Origin of the sequence: Planobispora longispora, assembly GCF_016863135.1 — a bacterium.
Taxonomy (GTDB): domain Bacteria; phylum Actinomycetota; class Actinomycetes; order Streptosporangiales; family Streptosporangiaceae; genus Planobispora; species Planobispora longispora.
Genome location: NZ_BOOH01000055.1, coordinates 1 through 12,129 on the forward strand (window position 1 = coordinate 1; position 12,129 = coordinate 12,129).

Sequence of the window (12,129 nt, forward strand, 5' to 3'; positions counted from 1 at the left end):
TACCAGGCGTGGGCCTGCGGGGTCTCGGTGGTGCCGTAGAAGGCGACCAGCCGGGCGGCGGGCGCGAGCCGCCGGAGCCGAGCGGCCTCGGCCCAGGTGAGGCGGTCGCCGCCCACGCCGACCAGCCGGACGGCGGGCAGCGTCGCGCCGGTGCCCGCCAGCATCGCGGCGAGCTGCGGGGTCAGGTGCAGCACGGTGATCGCGTGCTCGCGCAGCCAGGCGGCCAGCCGTACCGGGTCGCGGAGCAGCTCCTGGGCCGGGACGGACAACCGCGCGCCCGCTCTGACCGGGACGAACATGTCGCGCAGCGCCGGGTCGTGCGCGAGCCCGGACAGCAGTGCGAACCGGTCCTGCGGCGTTATCCCGAAATTCCTGACATACCAGTCGGTGAAGTGGGCCAGCGGGCGGTCCGTGGTGACGACCGGCTTGGGGTCGCCGGTGGTGCCCGAGGTCAGCGAGAGGTAACCGCGCTCGGGATGGATCGTGGCGTCCTCCTCGTCGGTGAGGACGATCTCCGGCAGCCCTTGCAGCCCCTCCGGTCCGGGCGCGCACCTGATCACGGCCCGCGCCCCCGCGGCCTGCCGCTCCCGGACCGCGGGCGGGTGGGCGGAGTCGACGATCAGCCACCGCGCCCCCGAGGCCAGCACGCCGAGCAGCAGCCCCGGCAGCTCGGGCACCCGCGCCGCCAGCACGGCGACCGTCTCGCCCGGCCGGACCCCGGCGCGCCGGATTGCGGCCACTGTCCTGCGCCGCAGGCTCCCGTAGGCGTCACCGTCCAGCAGGCCGGGCCCGTCCCACCCGGGCAGCTCGCGCTGCGGGGCCTGCGGCGCGCGGCGCCCGGTCAGCAGCTCGCCGAGCAGGTCGACGTAGCCGGTGAGCAGGGCCTCCATCCGCTCGGCCGAGTAGAGGTCCGGGTTGTAGACCAGCTCCAGCGCGTAGCCGCCGGCGCGCTCGCTGACGTACATGGTCACGTCGAACAGCGCGCCCGGCAGCCCGGGCCGCAGGGATTCGCTCGCGCAGCCCGGCAGGTCCAGCCGCGCCTCGGCGAAGTTGTACATGTTGAACAGCACCTGCGTGATCGGGTTGCGGCTCAGGTCCCGCGGGACCCGCAGCGACTCCAGCAGCGGAGTCAGCGGCACGTCCGGGCGCCTGATCGCCGCGTTGAGCTCCCGGGCGCAGGCCGTCACCTGCTCGTCGAACCCGCCCGCCGGCCGCAGCCGCAGCGGGAGGATCTGCACGCACATGCCCACCATCCGGTCGAAGGCCACGTGCGGCCGGTCCGCGTAGGCCGCGCCGACCACCAGGTCCTCGCGGCCCGACAGGCGGGCGAGCTGCCGGGCGAAGGCGGCCAGCAGCACCGCGTAGGGCGTCGCGCCCAGCCCGGCCGCCAGCGCGCCGACCCGGCCGGCCGTCTCCGGGTCCAGTTCGGCGCGGCAGGCGGCCCCGCGGAAGGTCTGCTCCGGCGGCCGGGGGCGGTCCCTGGGCAGGTCCAGCACCAGCGGGGCGTCCCGCAGGTGCTCGCGCCACCAGGCGAGGGCGCCGGCGTCGCTCCGCTCGCGCTGCCAGCGCACGTAGTCGGCGAAACCGCGGCCCGCGCCGTCCAGGGTCTGCCCGCGGTAGGCGGCGGCCAGGTCTCGGTAGAGGACCTCCTGCGACCAGCCGTCGAAGACCAGGTGGTGGACCGTCAGGCACAGGACGTGGTCGCCGGGCGCCAGCCGGATCAGCCGCGCCCGCAGCAGCGGGCCCGCGGCCAGGTCGAACCCCGCCCGCGCCTCGGCCTCCAGCAGCCCGGCGAGATCCTCCGGGGCGGCCTCGACCACCGGCAGCGCCACCTCGTACGGCGGCGCCACCGACACCTCGGGCACCCCGTCGCGCGCGCCGACCCGCCAGCGCAGCACCTCGTGCGCCGTCACGACCGCGGTCAGCGCGCGGCGCAGCGCCGCCGGGTCCAGCGGGCCGCGGACGCGCTCGGCCATCGCGATGGTGTGCGCCGTCGAGCCGGGCGCCAGCCGCTCCACGAACCACATCCGGCGCTGGGCCGGCGACAGGGCCGCCGGGCTGCCGGTCGGCGGGGTCTCCCCGGCGGCGTGCGGAGCCCGCTCGACCAGGGCGCTCAGCCCGCCGAAGGTGCGCGCCGCGTAGACGTCCTCGACCGAGACCTCCCGGCCGAGCTCCGCGCGGACCGCGGCCACCAGGCGCATCGCGCGCAGCGAGTGCCCGCCGTGCTGGAAGAAGTCGTCCTCGTCGCCGGGGGCCGGCGCCCGCAGCACGCGGGCCCAGATCCCGGCCAGCCCGCCGGCGCCGTCCTCCTCCCCGGTCCCGGTCGTCGTCGCCCCGTTCCGCGCCGAGTCCCCGTCGCGGGTTGCGCCCGCCGCTCTGAGCGCGGCCAGGTCCACCTTGCCCGAGGAGTTCAGGGGCAGCAGGTCCAGCCGTACCAGCCTGCTGGGCAGCATGTACGGCGGCAGCCGCACCGACAGGTCCTCGCGCAGGGCGGCCAGGCCGGGCGCGTCCCGCGGCGTCACGTAGGCCACCAGCTCGCCCGTGAAGTCCACCACCGCCTGCAGCACCGCGGGATGGGCCCGCAGCGCCGACTCCACCTCGCCGATCTCCACCCGCTGCCCCTGGACCTTCACCTGACGGTCCAGCCGGCCCATGAACGCGATGCCGCCGTCGTCCTCCCACGCCACGTGGTCGCCGGTCCGGTACAGCCGCGCCCCCGGCTCCGCCGAGAACGGGTCGGGCACGAACCGCTCGGCGGTCAGCGCGGGCCGGCCCAGGTAGCCGCGGCCGACCTGCGGCCCGCCGATGAACAGCTCGCCCGGGACCCCGGGCGGGCACTCGTTCATCTCCTCGTCCAGGATGTGCGCCCGGCAGCCGCGCAACGGCCGCCCGATCGGCAGCGGCCGCCGCCACTCTCCGTCGAACGCGCCGCCGACCACGCACACCGTCGACTCGGTCGGGCCGTACCAGTTGTGGAAGCGCGCGTGCGCCGACCACCGGGCCACCTGCTCGGGCCCGGGCGGCTCGCCCGCCGTCACGAGGTCCCGCAGGTGCGGCAGCCGGGCGGGATCGACGAGCGGCAGGAGCGCCGGGGGGATGAACCCCCAGGTGACCTCGTGCTCTTCGAGGAAACGCTGCAGCCTGGCCGGGTCCACCCGGTCCCCGTCGGGCACCAGCTGCACGCATCCGCCCGCGGTGAGCGGAGCCAGCATGTCCAGCACCGAGACGTCGAACCCGAGGGCGGAGAAGGCGATCGACCGGCAGGACCCGTCCAGGCCGAAGTGCGCGACGGTCGCGGTGGTGAAGGCGACGACGCTGCGGTGGCTGACGACCACGCCCTTGGGCCGGCCGGTGGAGCCCGAGGTGTAGAGCACGTAGGCGGCGTTCCCCGCTGCGGCCGGACCCGCCGGGCGCACCGGCCCCGCGCTTTCGACCCCGGCGGCTCCGATCCCAGCCTCTCCGGCTCCGGCGGCTCCGATCTCCGCGTCCCCGATCTCCGCGTCCCCGATCTCCGCGTCCCCGGCCTCGACGTCTCCGGCCCCGATGTCTCCGCCCCCGGCGGCGTCGATCCCGATCAGCACGCGGTCGCAGCCGCCCAGCAGTTCCGCGCCCGCCCCGTCCACGACGACCACCGCGATCCCGGCGTCGTCGAGCACCTCCTCCAGCCGCCCGCGCGGGTGCCCCGGGTCCAGCGGCACGTACGCGCCCCCGGCCAGCAGCACGCCGAGCACCGCCACCGGCATCAGCGGAGTGCGCCGCGCGCACAGCCCCACCCGCGTCTCGGGCCCGACCCCGAGCCCGGCGAGCCGGGCCGCCAGGTCCGTGGCGCGCGCGACCAGCTCGGCGTAGGTCAGCGTGGTGTCCCACTGCCGGATCGCCGGCGCGTCCGGGGTCCGCACGGCCTGCGCCAGGATCAGCTCGCCCAGTGACCCGTCCGGCGGCCTGTGCTCGGGCCCGTGGGTCCAGTTCGGGCGGAGCGGGGTCAACGTCATCCTGCGGCCTCCACGCGGTGCGGTTGCGGGCCGGCACGGCCGGGGAGCGTCATCGCCCGGACGTGGAAGAGGCCGTCGAAGGTCTGCCGCCGGGCCCGGAGGGCGGGGACGCCGCCGCCCGCGCGGGGGAGGCGGAACAGCGGGGGAGCGCCGGGCGGGTAGCACGTCAGCGAGGTGAACGGGGGGTTCGGTAACGCGTTTTCCTCTCGCATCGCTACGCGAAGTCACCTCCAGACGGGACCCGCCGAGCCGTGCGAGATCGTCGCTCGAACAGCGGATGAGGGAACCACTCGTGCGGGGGTCGTCCCGCAGAGGGCCTGTCAGCGCCAAGCCACGCTCTTCCTATTATTTCGGCCGAAATGCAGTCAAGAGGTGAAATTTCAATCGATGTCGAAATGGAGGTTTCGGGCATCTCCCTAGATCGGGTCCTCCGCCACCCCGGATCGGACAATGTCGAGGTCAGCCGGGATCCCAGCGGAAACCGGATCCGGCGCCGGTGGGCCCTCGATCCCGCCGCGACGTCGCGGCGGACACTCACCGTCACGGATGATCATCCTAGAGAGAGTGGCCGAAACCGGACTTCCGGTCCTCCCTATGGCGAGAGGGACAGTCCTAATTGACAAAAATTGTCGTACTTAAGTCAATACAAGAGTCAATGTAGGCGGTAATGCGGCGCTCGGACTATTCATGCGCGCGCCGAGAAATGGCGCGTTCCAATTCGCCGGTTCACCGCGCTGCGGCACAGCCGGCGGGCGGAGCCGTCCGACGACCTCCGCGCCGCTGCAGAACTCGTTCCAGCCCGGTTCCCGGGCGGGGCGATCGGGGATCGCCCGCCACCCCTCAGGATGACGCCCCGTACCGGGCGGCGATCGCGGCGGCCCGATCGTGCAGGGAGGTGCGCAACCACTGCGGGGCCAGGGCTTCCGCGTCCGTGGCGAGCTGCCACAGCGCCCATTCGGCGTGTCTCGGATCCTGGAAGGTCACCTCCAGCCGCAGCCGGCCGTCCGGGTCGGATTCCTCGGCGAGGACGGCCAGCGCGGTGCCCACCAGCTCCTCCCGCCGCGCCGGGTCGACGCGCACCAGCACGGTGACCTGGTCGCCGCCGGTCCTGAACCGCGTGCTGCGTTTCCGCCAGACCCGGTCCAGATCGACCCGATCCGGTCGCTGCGCGGGTTCGGCGAGCTCCTCGGCGGCCAGGATCCGGGACAACCGGTAGGTGCGGTCCGCGCCGGATCTCGCGGCCAGCAGATAACCCCGGTCGCGTACGGTGACCAGGCCGATCGGGTCCACCGTGCGCCACTTCGGGGCCTGGTCCACGGCCGCGTAGTGGATCCGCAGCCTGCGCCCGGCGAACACCGCGCGCAGGACCTCGGCCACGACGGCGTCGGGCGTCTCCTCGGCGGCCAGCCGGCGCGAGAGGAGGTCGGTCTCCGGGTCGATGAGCAACCGCTCGGCCGCGCTGGCCGCGGTGTCCCGATAGCTTTCGGGCAGCGCGTCGACCACCTTGAGCATCGCCGAGGCGAGCGCCGAGCCGAGCCCGAACGCCTGCGCGCCGCGCCGCGATCCGGCGACCAGCAGGGCGAGGGCCTCGTCGTGGTTCAGACCGGTGAGCTCGGTCCGGAAACCGGGCAGCAACGCGAACCCCCCGTGCCGCCCGCGTTCGGCGTAGACCGGGACGCCGGCCGAGGACAGCGCCTCGATGTCGCGCAGCACGGTGCGGGTGGACACCTCCAGCTCGCGGGCCAGCGCGGTGGCGGACAGCCGGCCGTGCTGCCGCAGCAGCAGGACCAGTGAGACCAACCGGTCGGCGCGCATGCGAGAACGCTACCGAAATACACGACACAGGATGTCGCGATTTGTTGGGAGGCTCATCAACGCGGCCGGACGACGGCGGCTACCGAACTGATCGACGTACGTGATGTCGACGAATCGAATGGAGCTGATATGGCAGTGGAGCGAACGGCGGTCAACCCGTGGGCGTGGTCGGTGGAGCTGGGATACAACCAGGGCGAGATCGTCTCCGGGCACGCCCGGACCCTGTACTGCGCCGGGCAGACCGCGATGGACGGCGACGGCAAGCCCCGGCATGCCGATGACATGGCGGCGCAGCTGGCGCTGAGCCTCGACAACCTGGAGGCCGTGCTCGGCGAGGCCGGCATGTCCCTGGCGAACCTCGTCCGGCTCAACGTCTACACCACCGACGTCGATCGGCTCTTCGAGCACTACGGCGTGCTGGCGTCGCGGCTGGGCGCCGCCGGGGTGGCGCCGCCCACCACGATGCTCGGGGTGACACGGCTGGCGCTCCCCGACCTGATGGTCGAGCTCGAGGCGACCGCCGTCGCCTGATGCGACCTGTGCCGCCTCCGGCGGGGCTGCCGGAGGCGGCACGAGCCGGAGGCGGCTGGGTGATCTCCGGCACTCGGGACGGCGGCCATCGGCGGCTCGGGCACGACCGGACGGCGGCCATCGGCGGCTCGGGCACGACCGGACGGCGGTGATCGCCTGCCGTGGGCGCCGGACGTCGCCGGGCCGGCGGGTGATTGCGGTGTGGAGGGTGCGGAGAGCATCCTGATGAGGATGCCTCGATGGCTGTCGGGGCCTGTCGGGGCCTGTCGGAAAAGAGCGTGAGTCGGGATGTCGGAACCGTTTCCTCCCCCTCAGGCCGAGCTGTGCTCAGTGCGGCGTGAACGGCAGGCGGTGCGGTTGCGGGGGGACATCGATCTGGTCAACGCCGCGGAGATCGCCGACCGGCTGGTCGCCGAGGTCGAGGCCGGGGCGTGGCATCTGGACCTGTCGGAGGTGGACTACTGCGGGGTGGCGGGCCTGCGGGCCCTGCTGGCCGCCTGTGACGCCCTGCGGGCGCGCGGTGGAACGCTGCGCTTGACCTGCTCGCCGTCCGTGCTGCGCGCGCTGGAGATCTGCGAGCTGAACCGCGCCGGCCTGGAACTGGTCGCCGCGGACCCGGCCGGCGGCGAGGAGGCGGGCTGGTGAACGCTCCGCGTGGGATCCGCGTGGGGTGAGCCGGCCTCGCTGCGCACCGCACTCCGCGGACGGCCTCACCCGGGGACCTGCCCGGAAGATCCGAGGCGCTTCACCTCCCTGCGCAGCTGAGCGGCCCGGATGCCCGCCGCGGCCGTTTTACGCTGTATGATCTCCACCCGGGCCCGGGCGCCCTCCAGCTCCGCCGGGCCGTGCCCCATCGGCAGCGCGAGCACCAGCCGCACCCCGAACCCGCCGGGAGGGCGGAAGGTCTCGACCCGATCGCAGGACCGGCGGGCCAGCCACAACCCCGCGCCCCCGCGCAGGTCACCGCTGGGCGGGCTGTATCCCAGCAGCCGGTCATCGAACCCCGGCCCCTGATCGACGATCGTGCACACCAGCCGCGACGGGTCCGCCCACAGGCGCAGCCGCACCGGGGGTGCTCCGTGCAGCAGGCCGTTCACCACCGTCTCGGACACCGCCGCGACCAGATCCGACCGCCTGGACACCGGCACCTCGAGCCCCGCCAAGATCGAACGTAGCTGCTCGCGCAGCGCCGGAATCTGGCCGGGCGCGGTCACGGGACCCGACCGGTAGGCCGGTGGCGTCCTCTCCAGAGGATCGGGACCCGCCTCTGACAGGCCGGCGACGAAGGCGGACGGGTCCGTATAAGGAGGGCTGGGCACCGCACCCGCGGCCGTGAGGAGCGCCGGATGGGTGCGCGCCGCGGAATCCAGCACCGGCCCCGGCAGCGCTCGCGTGTCATACGCGCACACGCACCGCAGCCGGACCGAGGCCAGCGCCACATTCATGATCGCTTCGAACCGCATCCACTCGCGCCACGACGCAGGTTCGGCCCCGAAGTCCACCTCGCCCACCAGTCGCACCCCGCGCGCACCCGCCTCCAGCCCGGCGCGCACGATCCTGCGGAACGCGGCCACCGCACACGCGGGCCGGGTGTAGATCTCCGCGCGCTCGACCAGCATGACGTTCCCGCGCTCGCGGTCCGGCAGCGCATTCACCAGCAGCGCGTTGCCGGCCTCGCCGCACGCCAGCACCACCGCGTCACCGGCGGCCAGTCCCCGGCGCAGGAACGGCACGGCCGCCGCCAGCAGTTCCCCGGGCGAGCCGTACAGCAACCCCTGATGAGCGCAGCCGCCCTCGGTTGGAGGGCCCATTCCTGGCCTCCCGACCAGCTCCATCCGCAACCAACAAACCGCATGATAGCTCCGTCACCCCACGCGCCGCCGCCCCGTGTCGGGCCCCACAGGCCGGCGACGGCCGCGGCCGGAGTGCCGCCCTCATCGAAGGAAGGACGGAGGGACGTCAACCACACATTCCAGGGCGTCTCCCGCACGTGCGTGATGAAATTACCGATGATGATCAGATATTTCGTGATCGCCGGGTTGTTATCCCTCAACCTGCCCGCGCAGGCCCCCGCGCTCCACGTGATGACGTGGAACGTCTGCGCAGGCACCAACCAGAGCTGCCCCCCTCTTCCGCCGCTCCGCCGCCGAGCTGGCCTGGCACGTCGCCGTGCCGGCCACCGAGGCGGACGTGGTCTTCCTCCAGGAGTTCTGCACGGGCGCGGACGCCGACCTGGAGCGCGAGCTGGAAGTGCGAACCGGCCGGGCGTGGAGCGTCGAGTCGGCCGGGCTCGCCCACCCGGACGGCTCGCCGTACCAGTGCTTTCCCGACTGGAACGGCAGAGCGCGCGGGGTGCAGAGCGTCACACTGGCCGTGGCCGGGCAGGACGCCCGCTTCGAGGTGCACGCGCTGACCTCGCCGCCGTGGGGCGCCCGCAGGTACGCGGTCTGCACGGCCGACCGGACGCTCTGCACCGCGCACTTCTCCTCCGGTTCGATCTACGACGACAGGCAGAAGGGCGCGCCCTACCGGCACAGACAGCTTCGCGAGCTGTTCAAGCTCGGCCGGGGCGTGGTCGGCGGCGACCTCAACCTGGTGCCGCGCGATGCCGCCGCCGCCTACGCCGGTCGCGACGAATGCGATCCGCGCAGCCGCTGGACCTACGTCACCCGTAAGCGGAAGATCGACTACGTGTTCGCCGGCGACGGCCGCATGCGGCGTTGCTTCGTCGACTACGCCAGGAAGGGATGGTCGGACCACGTGCCGATGCACGCGTGGGTGGCGCGGTAGGAGGGATTCCGGCCCCCCGTCCGCCGACGTGATCCTGTCGCTGGCGCACGTTGCGCACGAGATCCACGATCCGCACGGCGTATCAGACGCATCCGGTGGAGTTCGGGCCTGCAGCGCCTACCCCTGAGAAGCACGGCCCGCTCGGCGGCCCGTGCCCGGACTGTCGTCACGGCCCGAGCGTCCGCCGTGACCCGCGCCGACTCCCGCATGACGACCATCGCCGTACCGGGACCGCTCGACGCCATCAGGGTCCCGCCGGGACGGGCAGGTCGCGGCGACGGGATCCCGTCGCCGCGACCACCTCGCCGGCCAGCACCACCAGCCATCGGCCGCACGCGCATTGCCGGTAGTCCACCGTTCCCTCGGAACTGCCGTGCGCTGACCGGGGAGAGGACGGCGGATGTCCACACGATGGGCATCCGGGCCGTTCCTGCCGGATGACAGGGCTCATGTGTCACCGAGGATGACGCGATCGGCACCGGCATCCCGGTGATCGGGGGAAGAGAACACGCAACGACCTCCTGGAATGGAATTCCTTAATCTAAGATATCATCAGGAATATGATTCCTGAAGATTCGGGTGGATCACCGGACGCCGCGCACCCGGCCGGCGGGGTGGCCGCGGTGATCGCGGCGGCCGCCCCCTCGCTGCGGCCGAGCGACGCGCGCGTCATGCGCCTGGTGCTCGAAGAGCCGGACTTCGTGCGGGGCGCCACGGTCGCAGCCGTGGCCGAGCGCGCCGAAGTGAGTCCGTCCACGGTGGTCCGGGCGTGCCATGCCGCGGGCTTCGGCGGCTTTCCGGAACTGAAGCTGGCGCTGGTGCGCGAGGCGGCCCGGTCGGCCGACAACGTGCCGCGCACGCTCAGCGCCGGCACCGGACTCGACGAGGTGTACGCGACGGTGCTCGCCAGCCACGGCGACAGCGTCCGCTCGGTCCGAGCCACCCTCGATCTCGCCCATCTGGAGCGGGCCGTCCAGATGCTGACGGCCGCCGCGCACATCCTGGTCGTCGGCGTGGGGACGTCCGCGGCCCCCGCCGCCGACGCCGCCTATCGGCTCACCACGATCGGCTGCCGCGCCGAGGCCCCGGCCGACGGCCGGACCCGGCAGCTGAGGGCGAGCCTGCTGGACGAGGATGATGTGATCTTGGCGGTCAGTCACACCGGACGCAGCGCCGAGACGCTGGCCGCCGTCGAGGCCGCCCGCCTCCGGGAGGCGAAGATCGTGGCGATCACCAGCTTCTCGTCATCGCCGCTGGCCGACCACGCCCATGCGGTGCTGGTGGCCGGAGGTCCGGACCTGGGCTTCCAGATGGCCGCCTCCAGCAGCAGGCTGGCCCACCTGGCCGTCGTCGACATCCTGCACGCCGCCATCGGCCTGTCCGCCCCGGCCCGTTCGCACGCCGCGATGCGGGCGACCGCCGACATCACCGACGCCAACAGTCTCCCCGGCTGATCCCGTCCCCGATGGCGCCTCGATCTCTTGTTGACTCTCTTGTTCACCGTACAATACGATCTTCTTGGCCACTGTACAGGAAAGTTTGCCGGGGGATGCGGGGACCAGCGGATGCCGAATCCGGGACAGGTGTCGAACCGCGCCCCCTGCAGGGCGCGTGAAGGACGCGCGCCGAGGACGACGGCCGCCGGGGCCGTCGGCAACCGAAGGAGAGCAGGATGTCCGTACCGAACCGGGCCGGCAAGGCCGCACTGGCAGCACCTGCCGGGCGGCGAACGGCGTCGGCCGCCGTCCTGGTGACGGCACTCGCGCTGGGGGCCGTGGCGGCTCCGGCCGGCGCGGCGGTGCTACCGCAGCCGGCCGCGGCGCCGGCCGCCTCCGCGACCGCGGCCGGAAAATTCGGGCCGTTCGGATTCGGAGGTGTGCGACTGGGGATGAGCGCCAAGAAGGCCAAGGCCACCAGGAAGATCGTCTCCAAGCCCGTTTCCGGCCCGTGCACGGCATGGGACCTGAAGGCCTACCCGAGCGGCGCCGACAGCGTGGGCCTGTACATCTCCAAGAAGCACGGCGTGGCCGTGATCGTCGCGCCCAAAGGTGCGAAGACCCCGCGGGGAATCAAGGTCGGCTCCACCGGCGGGCAACTGAAGAAGGCCTACCCCGGCATACGGCGGGCGGCCAACGGATACGCCGTCATCACCGTTCCGGGCAACGCGAAGGCCGATTACCTCTTCCAGCTGTCGCGTGGCAGGGTCAGCGAGATGATCCTGGCCCTGAAGAGCCAGGACTGCGTCAACTGATGGCGTTCTGATCACTTGGGCGGCTCGGCGGGGATGCCCCGTCGAGCCGCTCGTGCGCTCAGGCCGTCCAGGATCGCCTCGATCCCGGCGGCGAAGCTCGCCTCCAGATCCAGGTCTCGGATCTGTCCGGCCAGCCGGTGGGTGGCGGGGAACTCGGCGGCGGGCAGGGCCGACAACTGGTCGAACTCACTGTCGTCCGGTGGCCCGATGGTGGCGTTGACCTCGGCGAGCGTGAAGCCGGTGGCGTAGGAGAAGATCAGGGTGCCGGCCTGCACGGTGCGCACCGGATCGAGACCGGCCTCCTCCAGGGCGCGGTACAGCTCCTCGTAGATCCTGTACTCCTGCACGGTGCTCTCCGGATAGGAGGCCAGGTAGGGAAACAGCCGCGGATGGGCGTGCGCGACCTGCCGCAGGGCCAGGCACAGCGCCCGTATCCGGTCCCGCCAGGCGCCGGTGCGGGCCCGGGTGAGGTCCATCTCCTCCAGGACGGTCTCCACCACGCCGCGCAGCACCGCGTTGCGGGTGGGCAGATAGTAGTACAGCGCGGTGGGGAACACGCCGAGGTCGGCGGCCAGGCGCCGGATGCTCAGTGCCTCCACTCCGGCTTCGTCGATCATTTCCAGGGCCCGCCGCAGGATCAGCTCCCGCGACAGCGGCTCTCGCTCCGGTCCGGCCGCTCGGCGGGCACGCTCTCCGGCAATCTCCTCGACCATGTTGTCCACCGTACAATAAATTTGCTGTTGTTCACCG

Annotated in this window: 10 protein-coding genes; 5 read left to right on the forward strand and 5 right to left on the reverse strand. The window is 72.9% G+C overall.

The window, feature by feature from the left end; all coding sequences use genetic code 11:
* The 3 genes from Plo01_RS31975 to Plo01_RS31985 form a co-directional block, all read right to left on the reverse strand.
* Positions 1–3,992, reverse strand: a 3,992-nt coding sequence (locus tag Plo01_RS31975) for a non-ribosomal peptide synthetase (RefSeq protein WP_203894476.1), incomplete at its 3' end; no start/stop codon positions are given.
* Positions 3,989–4,204 (reverse strand): hypothetical protein, encoded by a 216-nt coding sequence (locus Plo01_RS31980; RefSeq protein WP_203894477.1) that lies wholly within the window; start codon positions 4,202–4,204, stop codon positions 3,989–3,991. The genes Plo01_RS31980 and Plo01_RS31975, both read right to left, overlap by 4 nt.
* A gap of 628 nt (positions 4,205–4,832) precedes the next feature.
* Positions 4,833–5,807: a helix-turn-helix transcriptional regulator gene (locus tag Plo01_RS31985; RefSeq protein WP_203894478.1), complete on the reverse strand. Its 975-nt coding sequence runs from the start codon at positions 5,805–5,807 to the stop codon at positions 4,833–4,835.
* Between the two features lie 135 nt (positions 5,808–5,942).
* Between Plo01_RS31985 and Plo01_RS31990 the strand changes: the two genes are divergently transcribed.
* Both Plo01_RS31990 and Plo01_RS31995 read left to right on the forward strand, forming a co-directional pair.
* Positions 5,943–6,338 (forward strand): RidA family protein, encoded by a 396-nt coding sequence (locus Plo01_RS31990; RefSeq protein WP_203894526.1) that lies wholly within the window; start codon positions 5,943–5,945, stop codon positions 6,336–6,338.
* Positions 6,339–6,668: 330 nt separating this feature from the next.
* Positions 6,669–6,983 (forward strand): STAS domain-containing protein, encoded by a 315-nt coding sequence (locus Plo01_RS31995; protein WP_203894479.1) that lies wholly within the window; start codon positions 6,669–6,671, stop codon positions 6,981–6,983.
* A 65-nt stretch (positions 6,984–7,048) separates the two neighbouring features.
* Here the strand turns inward: Plo01_RS31995 and Plo01_RS32000 are convergent, their stop codons facing one another.
* Positions 7,049–8,149: an anti-sigma factor RsbA family regulatory protein gene (locus Plo01_RS32000; protein ID WP_203894480.1), complete on the reverse strand. Its 1,101-nt coding sequence runs from the start codon at positions 8,147–8,149 to the stop codon at positions 7,049–7,051.
* 358 nt (positions 8,150–8,507) lie between these two features.
* On the opposite strand from Plo01_RS32000, the gene Plo01_RS32005 reads away from it, so the two are divergent.
* The 3 genes from Plo01_RS32005 (at position 8,508) to Plo01_RS32015 (ending at position 11,379) form a co-directional block, all read left to right on the forward strand.
* Positions 8,508–9,128: an endonuclease/exonuclease/phosphatase family protein gene (locus Plo01_RS32005; RefSeq protein WP_203894481.1), complete on the forward strand. Its 621-nt coding sequence runs from the start codon at positions 8,508–8,510 to the stop codon at positions 9,126–9,128.
* A 560-nt stretch (positions 9,129–9,688) separates the two neighbouring features.
* The gene (locus Plo01_RS32010) at positions 9,689–10,582 is read left to right on the forward strand and encodes a MurR/RpiR family transcriptional regulator (protein ID WP_203894482.1); all 894 of its coding nucleotides are present in this window, start codon (positions 9,689–9,691) and stop codon (positions 10,580–10,582) included.
* A 218-nt stretch (positions 10,583–10,800) separates the two neighbouring features.
* The gene (locus tag Plo01_RS32015; protein WP_203894483.1) at positions 10,801–11,379 is read left to right on the forward strand and encodes a hypothetical protein; all 579 of its coding nucleotides are present in this window, start codon (positions 10,801–10,803) and stop codon (positions 11,377–11,379) included.
* 11 nt (positions 11,380–11,390) lie between these two features.
* Here Plo01_RS32015 and Plo01_RS32020 read toward each other — a convergent pair whose 3' ends face one another.
* Positions 11,391–12,092, reverse strand: coding sequence for a TetR/AcrR family transcriptional regulator (locus Plo01_RS32020; protein ID WP_203894484.1), 702 nt, complete (start codon positions 12,090–12,092; stop codon positions 11,391–11,393).
* Positions 12,093–12,129 lie beyond the last annotated feature (37 nt).